This window comes from Caballeronia sp. NK8, from assembly GCF_018408855.1.
In the GTDB taxonomy this organism is placed as follows: domain Bacteria; phylum Pseudomonadota; class Gammaproteobacteria; order Burkholderiales; family Burkholderiaceae; genus Caballeronia.
Genome location: NZ_AP024322.1, coordinates 2,787,053 through 2,801,672 on the forward strand (window position 1 = coordinate 2,787,053; position 14,620 = coordinate 2,801,672).

15 protein-coding genes are annotated in these 14,620 nt (G+C 65.1%); 9 read left to right on the top strand and 6 right to left on the bottom strand.

Annotated elements, in window-relative coordinates; all coding sequences use genetic code 11:
• Window positions 1-24: 24 nt before the first annotated feature.
• Complete coding sequence (locus NK8_RS13355; protein ID WP_213226610.1) at window positions 25-867, bottom strand: SDR family oxidoreductase; 843 nt, start codon at window positions 865-867, stop codon at window positions 25-27.
• A 13-nt stretch (window positions 868-880) separates the two neighbouring features.
• Here NK8_RS13355 and NK8_RS13360 point away from each other — a divergent pair, with 13 nt between their 5' ends.
• Window positions 881-2,086 carry a class I SAM-dependent methyltransferase gene (locus tag NK8_RS13360; RefSeq protein ID WP_213226611.1) on the top strand — a complete coding sequence of 402 codons (1,206 nt, stop codon included), beginning with the start codon at window positions 881-883 and terminating at the stop codon, window positions 2,084-2,086.
• A 10-nt stretch (window positions 2,087-2,096) separates the two neighbouring features.
• Complete coding sequence (locus tag NK8_RS13365) at window positions 2,097-2,291, top strand: DUF2905 domain-containing protein (protein WP_061173965.1); 195 nt, start codon at window positions 2,097-2,099, stop codon at window positions 2,289-2,291.
• Between the two features lie 6 nt (window positions 2,292-2,297).
• Here NK8_RS13365 and NK8_RS13370 read toward each other — a convergent pair whose 3' ends face one another.
• From NK8_RS13370 to NK8_RS13385, 4 genes are all read right to left on the bottom strand, one after another.
• Window positions 2,298-3,533 carry a multifunctional CCA addition/repair protein gene (locus tag NK8_RS13370; RefSeq protein ID WP_213226612.1) on the bottom strand — a complete coding sequence of 412 codons (1,236 nt, stop codon included), beginning with the start codon at window positions 3,531-3,533 and terminating at the stop codon, window positions 2,298-2,300.
• Window positions 3,530-4,153 (bottom strand): glutathione S-transferase family protein, encoded by a 624-nt coding sequence (locus NK8_RS13375; protein WP_213226613.1) that lies wholly within the window; start codon window positions 4,151-4,153, stop codon window positions 3,530-3,532. The genes NK8_RS13370 and NK8_RS13375 overlap by 4 nt, the downstream gene beginning before the upstream one ends.
• 18 nt (window positions 4,154-4,171) lie before the next feature.
• Window positions 4,172-5,128 (bottom strand): complex I NDUFA9 subunit family protein, encoded by a 957-nt coding sequence (locus tag NK8_RS13380; RefSeq protein WP_162066536.1) that lies wholly within the window; start codon window positions 5,126-5,128, stop codon window positions 4,172-4,174.
• A gap of 120 nt (window positions 5,129-5,248) precedes the next feature.
• Window positions 5,249-7,216 (bottom strand): lytic transglycosylase domain-containing protein, encoded by a 1,968-nt coding sequence (locus NK8_RS13385; RefSeq protein WP_213226614.1) that lies wholly within the window; start codon window positions 7,214-7,216, stop codon window positions 5,249-5,251.
• A 19-nt stretch (window positions 7,217-7,235) separates the two neighbouring features.
• Here NK8_RS13385 and NK8_RS13390 point away from each other — a divergent pair, with 19 nt between their 5' ends.
• The gene (locus tag NK8_RS13390; RefSeq protein ID WP_213226615.1) at window positions 7,236-7,865 is read left to right on the top strand and encodes a 5-formyltetrahydrofolate cyclo-ligase; all 630 of its coding nucleotides are present in this window, start codon (window positions 7,236-7,238) and stop codon (window positions 7,863-7,865) included.
• Between the two features lie 12 nt (window positions 7,866-7,877).
• Here the strand turns inward: NK8_RS13390 and NK8_RS13395 are convergent, their stop codons facing one another.
• A complete protein-coding gene (locus NK8_RS13395) occupies window positions 7,878-8,390 on the bottom strand; it encodes a winged helix DNA-binding protein (RefSeq protein WP_162066539.1) in 513 nt (170 codons plus the stop codon).
• Window positions 8,391-8,573: 183 nt separating this feature from the next.
• On the opposite strand from NK8_RS13395, the gene pxpB reads away from it, so the two are divergent.
• From pxpB to NK8_RS13425, 6 genes are all read left to right on the top strand, one after another.
• On the top strand, window positions 8,574-9,227 hold the full coding sequence (pxpB, locus tag NK8_RS13400) for a 5-oxoprolinase subunit PxpB (protein WP_213226616.1): 654 nt from the start codon (window positions 8,574-8,576) through the stop codon (window positions 9,225-9,227).
• Window positions 9,224-10,264: a biotin-dependent carboxyltransferase family protein gene (locus tag NK8_RS13405; protein WP_213226617.1), complete on the top strand. Its 1,041-nt coding sequence runs from the start codon at window positions 9,224-9,226 to the stop codon at window positions 10,262-10,264. Before pxpB ends, NK8_RS13405 begins: the two co-directional genes overlap by 4 nt.
• A gap of 67 nt (window positions 10,265-10,331) precedes the next feature.
• Window positions 10,332-11,081 carry a 5-oxoprolinase subunit PxpA gene (gene pxpA / locus NK8_RS13410; RefSeq protein WP_162066542.1) on the top strand — a complete coding sequence of 250 codons (750 nt, stop codon included), beginning with the start codon at window positions 10,332-10,334 and terminating at the stop codon, window positions 11,079-11,081.
• 146 nt (window positions 11,082-11,227) lie between these two features.
• Window positions 11,228-11,947, top strand: coding sequence for a DUF969 domain-containing protein (locus NK8_RS13415; protein WP_061173973.1), 720 nt, complete (start codon window positions 11,228-11,230; stop codon window positions 11,945-11,947).
• Complete coding sequence (locus NK8_RS13420) at window positions 11,944-12,900, top strand: DUF979 domain-containing protein (protein WP_213226618.1); 957 nt, start codon at window positions 11,944-11,946, stop codon at window positions 12,898-12,900. The genes NK8_RS13415 and NK8_RS13420 overlap by 4 nt, the downstream gene beginning before the upstream one ends.
• Before the next feature lie 335 nt (window positions 12,901-13,235).
• On the top strand, window positions 13,236-14,609 hold the full coding sequence (locus tag NK8_RS13425; protein WP_213226619.1) for an undecaprenyl-phosphate glucose phosphotransferase: 1,374 nt from the start codon (window positions 13,236-13,238) through the stop codon (window positions 14,607-14,609).
• The last annotated feature ends 11 nt before the right edge of the window (window positions 14,610-14,620 follow it).

Sequence of the window (14,620 nt, forward strand, 5' to 3'; positions counted from 1 at the left end):
GTTCCAATATTCAGTAAGCGCGTTTCAGGGCTTTTGCGTGCCGATCATGTACATGACGTCGCGCGGGCTCGGCACCAGGTGCTGGCCGCCATCGACGACGAGCGTCGTGCCGTTCACGCCGTGCGCGTTCGCCAGATAGCAGGCGGCCTGCGCCACGTCCTCCACCGTCGATGCGCGATTGAGCGGCGTCACGCGATGCGCCGCCTCGAACGACGCGGGCGTCTGCCCGGCGGAAATCAGCGTCAGACCCGGCGCCAGGCCGACGACACGCAGCTTCGGCCCCAGCGCCTGCGCCAGCGCGACAGTGGCGTTGTCGAGCGCCGCCTTCGTCAGCGTGTACGACAGGTAATCCGGATTCATGTTGTACAGCTTCTGATCGAGCACGTTGATGACGACGCCGCGTTGCGCATCGTCAACGGCTGCGGCTTCAGGCGTGATCGCGTGCAGCATTCGCGCGAGCGTGAGCGGCGCGGCGACATTGACCGCCGTCATTTCGAGCAGCCTGGCGTAGCCGAAGTCGATCGCCGTATCTTCGTCGAAGCGCGACGCGCAGTTCACGACGCAATTCAGGCCGCCGAACGTTTCCATGCACGCGGGCACGAGTCGCTCGACTTCGGCCTCGACGCCGAGATCCGCCTGCAGCGCGACCGCGCGCCGCCCGAGGGCCTCGATATCCGCGACGGTTTCACGCGCATCGAGCTCCGAGCCGCCATAGTGCACGGCCACGTCCCAGCCCTGTCGCGCGAACTCCAGTGCGACGCCGCGCCCGATGCGCTTCGCCGCGCCCGTGACGAGCACGGTCCGGGCGCGTGCGACGGAACCGGAAGACGGCGAGTTGACGGAAGAAAACGGCGTGGTAGCGCTCATTTACAATACTGGGATGAATCCGAATGCCAGACAATCCGATAGTTTACCTGCTCCGGGCGCCGATGCGCTCGCGCAGTCCGAAGCGCTTACAGACCTGATCCGGGGACGCATCGCCGCAGCGGGCGGCTGGCTGCCGTTCGACCGCTATATGGACCTCGCGCTGTACGCGCCGGGACTCGGCTATTACGGCGGCGGCGCGATGAAATTCGGCCGCCGCGCCGAGGACGGCAGCGACTTCGTCACCGCGCCCGAGCTGTCCCCGCTTTTTGCGACGACACTCGCGCGGCCCGTTGCGCAGGCTTTGCGGCAAAGCGGCACGCGGCAGTTGATGGAATTCGGCGCGGGCACCGGCAAGCTGGCCGCCGGCCTTCTGACCGCGCTCGCCGATCTCGATGTGTCGTTCGACAGTTACGCGATCGTCGATCTGTCCGGCGAGTTGCGCGCGCGCCAGCGCGAAACCATCGAAAAGCAGGCGCCCGCGCTCGCCGCGAAGGTGAAATGGTTAGACGCGCTGCCCGACCGGTTCGAAGGCGTCGTGATCGGCAACGAAGTGCTCGACGCGATGCCCGTGCGCCTCGTGGTGCGCAAGCTCGGCGCGTGGCATGAGCGCGGCGTCGTCGTGCTGGACGACCGTTTTGCGTTCGATGACCGGCCGATCACGCCCGACGCGCAAGTCGAATTGATCGATGCCGCCATCGACGAAGCCAACGATGAGCCCTTCGCCGAATACGTCACCGAGACGCACGAAGCGGCGATCGCGTTCACGAAGACCGTTTGCACGATGCTGACGCGTGGTGCGGCGTTTTTCGTCGACTACGGCTTTCCGCGACGCGAGTTTTATCATGCGCAGCGCGCGGCCGGTACGCTGATGTGCCACTACCGGCATCGCGCGCATGGCGATCCGTTTCTGTATCCCGGCTTGCAGGACATCACCGCGCATGTGGAATTTACGGGCATCGCGGAAGCGGGCGTCGAGACGGGGGCCGATTTGCTCGGCTTCACGTCGCAGGCGCGGTTTCTGATGAACGCCGGTATCACCGATGTGCTCAGCCATCTCGATCCAGCGGACGTCAGGCGTTTTCTGCCTGCGGCGAATGCGGTGCAGAAGCTGCTTTCGGAAGCGGAGATGGGCGAGTTGTTCAAGGTGATCGCGTTCTCGCGGAGTATTCCCGGGACGCTCGACGCATTCGCGGCGGGCGATCGTTCTCACACGCTATGAGTGCGCGATCATGATTCGTTGGCTGCTCACGACTTTTATCGCGCTTGCGATTCTGTCCGGCTCGATGCCGTGGTTGAAGAAGATCGGCATCGGCAGACTGCCGGGGGATTTCACGCTGCGGATCTTCGGGCGTGAGTATTCGTTTCCGTTTATGTCGACGTTGTTGTTGTCGGTGTTGCTTTCGTTGATTGCTCGGGCGCTTTGAGGTTTTCTAGCCCCCCAACGCCTCCTTCACCGCCGCCACCCGCGCGTCATGCACGGCATCCTTGATCTTCGCGGGCTGCTCGGCGTACTCCTGCGCGACCGCGCCAGCATCGACCGCGCGTGCCGCAACCAACGCTTCCCTCAACCGCTCCGCCTGCGGATAAGGCTGCTGCTCCAGCCCCAGCCTGCCACGCGCATCGGCGAGACAGGCCTGTAGCGCCTCGGCAAACCGCGCCGGCTTGCGCAGCGCATCCGACCGCTCGAAGAGCCTGACGAGCGCCGCCGCGCCCATCTCCATCACGCGATGAATATTGCCGTGCTCACGCGCGACCAGCACGGCCAGATCGCGGCATTCGTTCGGCACGCGCAGCCGCTCGCACAACGGCCGCAACAGATCGACGCTGCGTCCCTCATGACCGATGTGACGCGGCAAGATATCCTCCGGCGTCGTCGCCTTGCCGAGATCATGGGTGAGCGCGGCGAAGCGCACCGGCAACGCAAATCCCTGCGACGCGGCGTAGTCCAGCACCATCATCACATGCACCCCGGTATCCACTTCCGGGTGATAGTCCGCGCGCTGCGGCACGCCCCACAGGGCATCGACTTCGGGAAGAATCCGCACCAGCGCGCCGCAGCCACGCAACACCTCGAACATGCGCGACGGTTTCTTCTCCATCAAACCACGCGATACGTCCTGCCAGACGCGTTCGGGCACGAGCGCATCGACTTCGCCCGCCGCGACCATCTTCTTCATCAGCTCGGCGGTTTCCGGCGCGATATCGAAATTCGCGAAACGCGCCGCAAAGCGCGCGAGGCGCAGAATGCGCACTGGATCTTCGATGAACGCATCGCCCACATGCCGGAATAGCCGGTTCTTCAGGTCGCTCTGCCCGTTGAACGGATCGATGACCGGACCGGTCAACTCGCCGGCCGGCGTGACCTCGCGCGCCATCGCGTTGATCGTGAGATCGCGCCGCGCGAGGTCCTCCTCGAGCGTGACGTCCGGCGAATAGTAGAACTGGAAGCCGTGATAGCCTGCCGCCGTCTTGCGCTCGGTGCGCGCGAGCGCGTATTCCTCGTGCGTGTCGGGATGCAGAAACACCGGAAAGTCCTTCCCCACCGGCCGATACCCCTGCGCGACCATCTGCTCCGGCGTCGCGCCCACGACGACATAATCGCGATCCACCACCGGCACGCCGAGCAACTCGTCCCGTATCGCGCCGCCCACTGCGTAGATATTCATCGCGCTTCCTTGCGCGCGCCGTCGATCCACGCCGCGACCGCCGGCAGCGCCGTGATGCGCTTCGCATAATCGAGCGACGTCACGCTCAGTTCAGGCGCGTAGGTGTTGAAGCGCATGACGACCGGCGCGAACATCGCGTCCGCGATGCCGAATTCATCGCCGAACAGGAACGGTCCGCCCCACTTCGCCAGACACTCCGCCCAGATCGCCTCGATGCGCGCGATGTTCGCGAGCGCGCCCGGCGTCGCGCCCGCGCCCGGCGCGTGCGTCGTGATTTCCATCGGCATGTTCTGGCGCAAGTCGGCAAAGCCCGCGTGCATCTCCGCGCTGATGCTGCGCGCGTGCGCGCGGGCGGCGGCGTCGCGCGGCCACATCGCGTGCTCGGGGTGCAGCTCGGCAATCGTCTCGACGATCGCGAGCGACTCCCACACGGCATCGCCGGAATCGGTGACGAGGCACGGCACCTTGCCCGAAGGCGAGACCGCGAGAATCTTCGATTTCGTGTCGGGCTGGCCGAGGCGAATCAGCACTTCGTCGAACGGGATGCCGAAATGTTCGAGCAGCACCCACGGCCGCATCGACCAGGAAGAATTGAACTTGTCACCGATAACGAGTTTCATGCGATCACAAAAAGAAAATTAACGATGCGCGGTTGCGCGGTAAGCATTGAAGCGCGAGCGCGACGAGTTGCCGGTGAGATACAGCGGCGCGATGGTCTCGATGCTCGCCGGCTCGTCGATGCCCAGTTCCGGCGCGAGCGGCCCGCTCGCGATGTTCGGCGTCTTCATCGAATCGAGATTGTCGCGCGAGATGAGCGGCTGGCCGGGCGCCAATTCCATGGTCATCGCCTGGAGGCGGCCGAGGCTCTCCGGCAGCTTGATGATGCGCGAATGCTTGCCGATGGTCGCGCCCGCGAAACGCACCAGCTCCGCGAGCGTGTAGACGCCGGGACCCGCGAGTTCGTAGACATGGCCGTTGGCAGCGTCGAGGTCGAGTACGTTGACCATCCCTTTCGCCACATCGCCGACGAACACGGGCTGAAACTGCGCATCGGCGCATGCGAGCGGGATGACCGGGAACATGCGCTCCAGAAACGCAAACTGGTTGAGCAGATTGTCCTCGGGCCCGAACACCACGGAACTGCGGAAGATGGTCCAGTCCAGTCCTGATTCGCGGACGATCTTCTCGCCATCGCCCTTCGAGCGCAGATACATGCTGGGACCTTGCGAATCCGCGCCGATCGCGCTCATGTGCAGCAGACGCCGCACGCCCTTCGCCTCGCACGCGGCGGCGATCTTGCGCGGCAGTTCGACATGCGCCTTCGCGAAATCCGGCCCGTAGGGATCGTCACGCCGCCCTTGCAGAATGCCGACGAGATTGATCACCGCATCGCTCTGATCGATGAACGCGGCGAGCTGCACGGGATCATGCACGTCGGTTTCGATGACATCGATGGGCAACAGCGTGAGATGCGCGGCGGTCGCGCGCCGGCGTGTCGCGACGCGCACGGTCTTGCCGAGATCGACGAGCGCATTGATGAGATGGCTGCCGATGAAACCCGAACCGCCGATCAGCGCTACATGTTGGTGTCGCATGGTTCACCTCTTGGGTCGCGGCCTGACGAATGCGGGTTCAGTTGGAACGGCGGCCTGGAAATGAAAACGCCCGCGCGTCCTTTCGTTCGACGCGCGGGCGTGAGGTTCGCTTCGGGACGGTCAGGGAGCGATATAGCCCAGACGCGCCTTCAACGACTGCGGACGGCCTTCGAACAGCGCAGCGTAATACACGGTGTTCGACAGCACGTTCTTCACGTAATCGCGTGTCTCGGTGAATGGGATGGTTTCAGCAAAAACCGCGCCCTCGACCGGAGCGCGCAAGGCCTGACGCCACTGGCTCGGACGGCCCGGACCGGCGTTGTAGCCGGCGGTGGCGAGCACGGCCGAGTTGTCGAATTGATTGTAGATCATCGACAGGTAATTCGTGCCGAGCAGGATATTGGTGTTGATATCGTTCATCTGCGCGCGCGATACCGGACCGAGGCCGATCTTCTTCGCGACGAGTTGCGCCGTGCCCGGCATCAACTGCATGAGGCCACCGGCGCCAACTTCCGAACGCGCGTTGATGATGAAGCGCGATTCCTGGCGGATCAGACCATACGCCCATTCGATGTCGAGACCGGTGTTCTGCGCGTCGCGCTCGACGATATCGCGGAACGGCGACAGATAGCGCAGCGAGAAATCGTGCTCGGCCTTGGTCTTGTCGGCGGTGTTGACGGTGCGGTCGAACATCTCGATGCGCTTCGCGTACTGCGCGGCGGCGATCAGTTGCCGGTCCGTCATCGTGCGCAGCGGCCAGTTCCATTCGCGGTTGCCTTCGAGACGCATGTTCAGCGCGTAAAAACGCTGCGACAGCGCGAAGCCCGGCACGGACTGCATCTGCGCGATCTCGGCATCCGACACGGTCGTGCGCGGCGGCACGGTGATCTTCTGGCCGAGTTCTTCGAGCGCGAGTTGCCCGTAGAAGTTGTACTGATCCGCGATGGTCTGGAATTCCTGATTCGCCGTGGCCGTGTCGCCGGCCTGCTTCACGGCGCGCCCGTGCCAGTAGACCCACGACGGCTGCGTGCGCAGCGCGGGCGGCATCTGTTCGATCGACCAGCGCACCATGTTCCAGTCGCCGGCGAGCAGCGCGCTGCGCGTGCGCCATTCGTACGCCGGGTTCGACAATTGCGCGTTCGCCGACAGCCGATACCAGTCCGCCGCCGCCGGCATGCGCTTGAGCGCCGCCTGATAGCCGATCGTGCCCCAGCCGGTCGCGCGCTCGGTCGGCGTCAGGCTCGGCGCGACGGAGCTGAACGTGGCGGCGGCCATCGCCGGATCGTTGCGGGCCATGCGCGTGACCGCAAGTAGCGTCAGCTGATGCGCCGGCGTGTTCGGCATCACGCCGCGCGCGAGATAGAGCGGCGGCTTGTTGACGGCGTCGTCGAACAGCGAGTCTTTCGGTTTTTCCTGACCGAGCGCCTCGACGATGTTCGAGCCGGTGGAAGTGTAGTTCTGCTCGTAGGCGAGACGGATCTGCTGCCAGATGTCGTCGCTCGTGAACTGGCCCGACTCCGCGAGCGCGCCGATCAGATCGACGCAGCCGTCGCCGTACCATTTCGGCTCGACGAGCAGCGCGCGCGCCGCGTCCGCGACGTTTTCGCCGCGCGACAGACGCGCTTCGAGCGCGTAGCACTTGACCTGCGTGTCGTCGTTGAGAACGAAACGGGAGTATTGCTGCTCGAAGTTCTTCCAGTCGTGACGGCTGCCGAGCACGACCAGATAGTCGTTGCGCATGCGGTCGGCGATCGCCTGGCCGTCATAGCGCTGCAGGAACGAAAGCACCGGCGCGTCGGGCGCGTCGATGCGCGCGTGGCCTTGCAAATCGAAGAGCTGCGGCTTGATCGTGAAGTATTCGATATAGCTCGGCGCCGGGTAATCCGGAATCTGCGATGCGAGCACGGCGGCCTTGCCCGCATCGTTCGCGCGCGCGGCATCGCGCAGCTGCATGAAGATGCGGTCGTCGGACGTGGGCGACAGGTCAGCGTCGGGACGGACGGCGGAAGCCGTGCCGCACGCGACGAGCGTCGCTGCGACGAGGGCCGCGCTGACCGCGAGATATACTCGTTTGAGGCGTTTTGACATCGTTATTTCTGGAGCGCGAATGGTCTTGAACCGAGTCCTGAGATCGGAGGAAAGCATAGCACGCAACGTTTGCGACGAACCCAAGAGCGAGCCCAAAAGCGCCTTGCGCGCGACGCTTCTCGCGACCCGCGAGGCGCAGAGCGAGCAAGCCGGCCAGGCTGCGAAGAATGACGCGCTCGCAACGCGCATTCAGGAGGTGCTCGCGCGACACGACGCGCGGTGCGTCGGCTTTTACTGGCCGGTCGCGGGCGAATTCGACGCACGCGCTGCCCTCACGCACTGGCTCGCCGCCGATGAAACTCGCGGCGCCGCGCTGCCGGTGGTCGTCAAACCTCATGCGCCGATGGTTTTCCACGCGTGGAACGCGCACGCGCCGATGAAGGAAGGCCGTTACCGGATCCCGGTGCCCGCTGAGGAAAGGGTCGTGGTGCCGGAACTGCTGTTGATTCCGTGCGTCGGTTTCGATGCGGATCGATATCGGCTGGGTTACGGTGGCGGCTATTACGATCGCACGCTGGCCGCGTGGCCGAATGGCGCGCGCCCGGCGACGATCGGCATCGCATATGAATCGGGCAAGTGCGGCGCGCTGCCGCGCGAGGTCCACGATATGCCGCTCGACACGATCGTCACCGAATCGGCTATCTATTAGACGTATCGGGCGTCAGAGCGAGGCCGCCGCGCGCGCGGCGGTATCGTAGAGACCGGACGCATTGCGCATCAATTGCGCGGCTTCGCCGATCTGCTCGTTGGTGAGGCCGCTTTCGCGCAGCGTCTCGATGAGACACGCCTCGCGCACGTCGCGATACTTGCCGCACAGTTCGCGCCCCGCCGGGGTCGCGGCGAAGAACACTTCCTTGCCGATTTTCTCGCTTTGCACATAGCCGCGAGCGACGAGTTTCTTCAGTGCATACGTAGCAACGTGCGTGTCCTCGATGTTCAGCACGAAGCAGATGTCGGCGAGCTTCTTCTTGCGGTCGCGATGGCTCACGTGATGCAGCAGCGACACTTCCACCGCCGTCATGTCCTTCGCGCCCGCCGCGGACATGCAGCGCACCATCCAGCGATTGAACGCGTTGCCCGCCATGATGAGGCCGTACTCGAATTCCGAGAGTTCCGCGCTGGCTTCGGAGACGAGATGCTCGGACGAAACGATCTTGGTGGGATTGCGCGCCATGGCGAGGACCGGTTTGGAGTGCGTTGGAGTGTAGCGCAACGTCATTTTTGCGAGCAACGAGACGCCTCGGCGAAAACGTGAATTGATAATTTCTTGATAATTTATTGACAATGTAACATTCTGCGACGACGCGAAGCTCATCGAATCGACGAAATTCGCATCCTGCAAGGGCAAATCAGAGGCATGACAACACCACGTATTCATCCGCTCGGCGACACCGCGCTCGTGTGCGAAGCCGCGCCGCCCGCCACGCTCGACTGCCAGCGCCGCTTCTGGGCGCTGGCGGAGCACGCGCGTCTCATGCCGCACGTCGTCGAAGTGGTGCCGGGCATGAACAACCTGACGATCGTGTTCGACCCGCTCGAAGCGGACTACGAAACGCTCGCCGCGCAACTGGAAACCGGCTGGGACGCCGCCGGGACGACCGACATGGACAGCGCGCAAATCGAGATTCCGGTGCGCTACGGCGGCGCCGACGGCCCGGATCTCGCCGCGCTCGCGAAGCACACGGGACTGTCCGTCGACGAAGTGGTGAAACGTCATACGGAAGCCGAGTACGTCGTGTTCTTTCTCGGCTTTCAACCGGGCTTCGCGTATCTCGGCGGGCTCGATCCGGCGCTCGCCATGCCGCGCCGGGCTGAGCCGCGTCTCGAAGTGCCGGCGGGATCGGTGGGAATCGGCGGGGCGCAGACGGGCATCTATCCGGCGGTGTCGCCGGGCGGCTGGCAATTGCTCGGGCGCACGGAGCTGAAGCTCTTCGATCCGGCCAGAAACCCGCCGACGCTGATGCAGCCCGGCGACCGCGTGCGCTTCACGGCGCTGGAGGTGCGCGCATGATCGACGTGATTCGCGCGGGCGTGCTCACGTCCGTGCAGGACCTTGGCCGACGCGGCTACCGGCATCTCGGCGTGAGTTCGGGCGGGGCGCTCGACGCGCTGTCGCTTGAAATCGGCAATCGCATCGTCGGGAACCGGCCGGATGCGGCGGGCATCGAGGTGACCTTCGGGCCGACGGTGCTGCGCTTCAAGCACGCGACGCGCATCGCCATTACCGGCACCGATTTCGGCGCGACGCTCGACGACAAGCCCGTTTATTCGTGGTGGAGCCTGCCGGTGCGCGCGGGCCAGGAACTGACGCTGCGCGTGGCGAAGCGCGGCATGCGCGCCTACGTGAGCATCGCGGGCGGCATCGACGTCCTGCCGATGCTCGGCTCGCGCAGCACCGATCTCGCCGCGTGCTTCGGCGGCCTCGGCGGGCGCGCGCTACGCGACGGCGACCGCCTGCCGGTGGGCGTGCCGCAGCCGCACAAGGGCATCGCGTTTTCGCCGGACGAGCCCGCGTTCGGCGTGAAGGCGCCGGCGTGGTGCAAGTTCGTGCTCGTCGACGAACCCGTGCGGCGCGGCCGTCATGCGCCGGGCCTCGCGTGGGCGGTGCCGATCCGCGTGCTGCGCGGCGCGGAATACGAGAGTTTCAGCGACGCGGCGCACGACAGCTTCTGGAACGAGGAATGGACGATCACGCCGAACAGCAACCGCATGGGTTTTCGCCTCGCTGGCACGGCGCTCGAACGCAGGGAGAAGATCGAGCTGCTGTCGCACGCGGTGTTGCCCGGCACGATCCAGGTGCCGCCGAACGGCCAGCCGATCGTCCTGATGGGCGACGCCCAGACCACCGGCGGCTATCCGAAGATGGGCGCGGTGATCAAGGCGGATTTGTGGAAGCTCGCGCAAGTGAAGTTGAATGGCGGCGTGCGCTTCATCGAAACGTCGGTGGAAGAGGCGCGTCACGCGCTCGCCGACGAGCGGCAATACGTGAGCCAGGTGGAAACGGCCATCGCGATGCACGAGGAACGCATCGCGCGCGCTGGCTCCTGAATCGCAAGCCGTGCACGAGACGCGGCGCATCACACCCAACATTCAACGGAACGACTGCAAAAACATCATGGAAATCGATCTCAATGCCGATCTCGGCGAAGGCTGCGGCTCCGACGAAGCGCTGCTCGATCTCGTGAGTTCCGCGAACATCGCGTGCGGCTGGCACGCCGGCGGCGCAACCGCGATGCGCGATTGCGTGCGCTGGGCCGTCGAAAAGGGCGTGGCCATCGGCGCGCATCCGAGCTTCAACGACCCCGAGAACTTCGGCCGCAGGGAAATGGATCTGCCGCCCGAGGAAATCTATGCGGGCGTGCTGTATCAACTTGGCGCGCTGTCTGCGATCGCGCAGGCGGAGGGCGGGCGCATCGCGCACGTGAAGCCGCACGGCGCGCTCTACAACCAGGCCGCGAAGAGCACGGAAATCGCCGATGCGATCGTCTCCGCCGTCCATGATTTCGATCCGTCGCTGCTCGTGTTCGGGCTGGCGAACAGCGGGCTGGTCGAAGCGGCGCGGCGCGCGGGGCTCATCGCGATCGAGGAAGTGTTCGCGGATCGCGGTTATCGCGCGGACGGCTCGCTCGTGCCGCGCAAGGAGCCGGGCGCCTTGCTCGACGACGAAAACCTCGTGCTCGACCGCACGCTCGCGATGGTGCGCGAGCAGCGTGTGCAGGCCGTGTCCGGCGAATGGGTGCCGCTCAACGCGCAGACGATCTGTCTGCACGGCGACGGCGCGCACGCGCTGGAATTCGCGCGGCGCATTCGCGGCGCGCTCGCCGATGCGGGTATCGAGGTCCGCGCCGCGCACGCCGCCGCATAGCGCGCTTTCCGTAGAAGATTCAACGCCCCGCACAGTTCATTCAGCCGGGGCGTTTCAACAAAGCGGCCACGAAACATAAAAGAGCCGCATGTGGTGAAACCACGCGCCCGGTACGAGGCGTGATGTTCATATCGTTTGGAGAACTCATGGCAACCCCAGTCAATCTATGGCCGCTCATTGGCGTGGCCGTCATCATCATAGGTTTCGTGCTGCGCTTCAATCCGATGCTGATCGTCGCCGCTGCGGCGATCATCACCGGTTTCGCGGCGCATTTTCCCGTCGAGCGCATTCTGACGGCGATCGGCAGTGGCTTTCTTAAGACGCGCAACATTCCGCTCATCATCCTGCTGCCGCTCGCGGTGATCGGCCTGCTCGAACGGCACGGCCTGCGCGAGCGCGCGCAGATGTGGATTTCGAGCATCAAGGCGGCGACGGCCGGGCGTCTGTTGATCGTCTATCTGTTCGTGCGCGAAATCACGGCGGCGGTCGGCCTGACGGGTCTCGGCGGCCATCCGCAGATGGTGCGCCCGCTGCTCGCGCCGATGGCCGAAGGCGCCACCGAAGCGCGCTACGGCAAGCTCTCCGACGCGACGCGCTTCAAGCTGCGCGCGTATTCCGCTGCCACCGACAACGTCGGCCTGTTCTTCGGCGAGGACATCTTCGTCGCGTTCGGCGCGATCGTGCTGATGGTCACGTTCCTGAAGGAAGCGGGCATCGTCGTCGAGCCGATGCACGTCGCCGTGTGGGGCATTCCCACCGCGATCTGCGCGTTCCTGATCCACGGCTTCCGGCTGTGGCTGCTCGACCGCAGGCTCGCGCGCGAACTCGACGCGCTCACGCGCAACGTCGCGGGAGAAAAAGCATGATGCTCACGATCAACTATCTGTTCTATCTGGTCGGCATCGTGCTCGTGGTCGTCGCGGGCATGATCCTCACGGACAAGTCGCATCCGCGGCGTCTGACCACGGGCGGCTTCTGGCTGATCTACGCGCTGATCTTTCTCGTCGGCGACTGGATCCCGGTGACGGTGGTCGGCGTGCTCGTCGTGGCGATGGCGCTGATCGCGGGCTTTCACGGCGTCACCGGCGCGAAGCCGAAGATGCTCTCCGAGGACACGCGCCGCCAGAGCGCCGTGCGGCTCGGCAACAAGCTCTTCGTGCCCGCGCTGACGATTCCCGTCGTCACCGTGATCCTCACGCTCGGCGCGAAGTATCTCGTGTTCGGCGGCGTGCCGCTGATCGAACTGAAGAACGTGACGCTGATCGGTTTCGGCGTCGGATGCGTGATCGCACTTGCGATTGCGTGTGTGATGACGCGCGACACCGTCGGCCAGTCGATGCGCGAGACGCGCCGTCTGATCGACGCGCTTTCGTGGGCCGCCGTGCTGCCGCAGATGCTCGGCATGCTCGGCCTCGTGTTCTCGGATGCGGGCGTCGGCAAGGCGGTTGCGCACGTCACGACGGCTTACGTGAACATGGACTACCGGCTCGTCGCGGTGACGGTGTATGTCGTCGGCATGGCGCTCTTCACGATGGTCATGGGCAACGGCTTCGCCGCATTTCCGGTGATGACGGGCGGCGTCGGCGTGCCGATTCTCGTCGGCGTGTTTCACGGCAATCCCGCGACAATGGCCGCGATCGGCATGTTCTCCGGCTACTGCGGCACGCTGATGACGCCGATGGCTGCGAACTTCAACATCGTTCCGGCGGCGTTGCTGGAGTTGCCGGACAAGAACGCGGTGATCAAGGTGCAGGTGCCGACCGCGCTCACGCTTTTGGTCGCCAATATTTTTCTGCTCAACTGGCTGATGTTCATCTGAACGACAGCGCTTCACCTGTGCGCGCGGATCGCGGATGACGCCGCAATCCGCGCGCATCCTGGCAACGCCCTCCCCTCCCTCGCCTCTCGGCCACATTTTTTCTTCGTGGCATACATTTCTCCAACTTTGTGGACGTACGTCCGCATGCCGCAGATGATCGACGGCAATTCGGAACGTGCCTATATCTGCTTGCAGGCAGCGTGACGGAGACTTCGGCGCCCTCACTGCTCTTGGGAAGCATCGCGTGCTTCCGGAGCTGAGTGAGGGTATCGGTTCGCCGTTCGCGCCCTGTCGCGCGGACGTCGACGAACCGGTCTTCCGCCACCGATTCCGTCATGCGTTTGCCGAGTTATTCCCATCTGCTCGCTTTACCCGCAGGGCCTGACCTGCTGCTTCGCCTGCTCGAGACGATCGTCGTCGCGGCCAGCGCGCTCGCGGCCCAACGAAATTTCGGCCAGGGCGTCACCGCCGGCTATGACAGCGCCGTTGCCGCTTTCGCCATCGTCTTCGCGTGGAGCGCGTTGTCCGGGTTCTATGTGAAAAGCCCGACGCGCCGCGCTTCGCTGCCGCGCGCCATGCTCCTTCCGGCGCTCGGCTGGGTGCTCTGCGAGGCCGGCGCGGTGTGTCTGGTCAAGTGGATGCATGGCGAATATCAGCCTTCGCGCGCATGGCTCGCCGGTCTTTTCCTGCCAACGGCCATCGGCGTGATGCTCTGCCGCTTGGTCGACCGGTTTGCGGGTGCGCGCCGTATCCGTCGCGTGTCGGTGGCCGTGGTCGGGCGCGGCGCGCGTTGCGCGGCCTTCGTGCGACGCATCGGCGCCATGCCCGATTCGGCGTGCCGCGTCGATGCCCTCTTCGACATGGACGCCGATTCCGGCGCGACGGACATCGACAGCTTCGCCGCGCACGTGCGCGCGCAACGCATCGACGAGTTGTGGCTCGCGCTGCCGCTCACGGACGAAGAAACACTGCTGCATTTCCTCGACGTCTTCCGCGACGACCTGCTGAACATTCGCTTCGTGCCGGAGATCGACCAGTTCACTCGTTTTCGCGGCGAAGCCGCCGGCCTCGACTCCACCTTCGCGATCAATCTCGTCGCGGCGCCGCTCACGGCTCGCGCGCTCGCGAGCAAGGCGATATTCGACCGGCTCTTCTCCGTTTGCGCGGTCGTCGGCATGTCGCCCGTGCTCCTCGTGATCGCGCTTGCGGTCAAGTTGTCGTCGCCCGGTCCCGTGCTGTTCAGACAGCGGCGCCAGGGCGCGAACGGCACGCCTTTCGACATCTACAAGTTCCGCACGATGCACACGCACGCGACGGACGACGGCCAGCTCGTGCAGGCCACGCGCGACGATCCGCGCGTCACGCGCGTCGGGGCGTTCCTGCGCCGCACGAGCCTCGACGAGCTGCCGCAGTTCTTCAACGTGCTGCGCGGCGAGATGTCGGTCGTCGGTCCGCGTCCGCATGCGATGGAGCACGACGCGCTCTATCAGCACATCGTCGACGGCTATATCCACCGCTATCGCATCAAACCGGGCATCACCGGCTGGGCGCAGATCAACGGACTGCGCGGCGAGACCGATTCCGTCCACAAGATGCAGCGGCGCGTCGAACACGATCTCTATTACCTCAGCAACTGGTCATTCGCGCTCGACATGCGCATCGTGCTCGCGACCATCGTGCGGGGCTTCGTTCACCGCAATGCGTACTGACTCGCAGGACC

What these genes read in the sequence shown, in the direction of transcription:
- pxpA (WP_162066542.1), top strand. Translation starts at nt 10,332, where the DNA reads ATGGAAATCGATCTCAATGCCGATCTCGGCGAAGGCTGCGGCTCCGAC.
- NK8_RS13425 (WP_213226619.1), top strand. Translation starts at nt 13,236, where the DNA reads ATGCGTTTGCCGAGTTATTCCCATCTGCTCGCTTTACCCGCAGGGCCT.
- NK8_RS13415 (WP_061173973.1), top strand. Translation starts at nt 11,228, where the DNA reads ATGGCAACCCCAGTCAATCTATGGCCGCTCATTGGCGTGGCCGTCATC.
- NK8_RS13385 (WP_213226614.1), bottom strand. Translation starts at nt 7,216, where the DNA reads ATGTCAAAACGCCTCAAACGAGTATATCTCGCGGTCAGCGCGGCCCTC.
- NK8_RS13375 (WP_213226613.1), bottom strand. Translation starts at nt 4,153, where the DNA reads ATGAAACTCGTTATCGGTGACAAGTTCAATTCTTCCTGGTCGATGCGG.
- NK8_RS13405 (WP_213226617.1), top strand. Translation starts at nt 9,224, where the DNA reads ATGATCGACGTGATTCGCGCGGGCGTGCTCACGTCCGTGCAGGACCTT.
- NK8_RS13380 (WP_162066536.1), bottom strand. Translation starts at nt 5,128, where the DNA reads ATGCGACACCAACATGTAGCGCTGATCGGCGGTTCGGGTTTCATCGGC.
- pxpB (WP_213226616.1), top strand. Translation starts at nt 8,574, where the DNA reads ATGACAACACCACGTATTCATCCGCTCGGCGACACCGCGCTCGTGTGC.
- NK8_RS13360 (WP_213226611.1), top strand. Translation starts at nt 881, where the DNA reads ATGAATCCGAATGCCAGACAATCCGATAGTTTACCTGCTCCGGGCGCC.
- NK8_RS13365 (WP_061173965.1), top strand. Translation starts at nt 2,097, where the DNA reads ATGATTCGTTGGCTGCTCACGACTTTTATCGCGCTTGCGATTCTGTCC.
- NK8_RS13355 (WP_213226610.1), bottom strand. Translation starts at nt 867, where the DNA reads ATGAGCGCTACCACGCCGTTTTCTTCCGTCAACTCGCCGTCTTCCGGT.
- NK8_RS13395 (WP_162066539.1), bottom strand. Translation starts at nt 8,390, where the DNA reads ATGGCGCGCAATCCCACCAAGATCGTTTCGTCCGAGCATCTCGTCTCC.
- NK8_RS13390 (WP_213226615.1), top strand. Translation starts at nt 7,236, where the DNA reads ATGGTCTTGAACCGAGTCCTGAGATCGGAGGAAAGCATAGCACGCAAC.
- NK8_RS13370 (WP_213226612.1), bottom strand. Translation starts at nt 3,533, where the DNA reads ATGAATATCTACGCAGTGGGCGGCGCGATACGGGACGAGTTGCTCGGC.
- NK8_RS13420 (WP_213226618.1), top strand. Translation starts at nt 11,944, where the DNA reads ATGATGCTCACGATCAACTATCTGTTCTATCTGGTCGGCATCGTGCTC.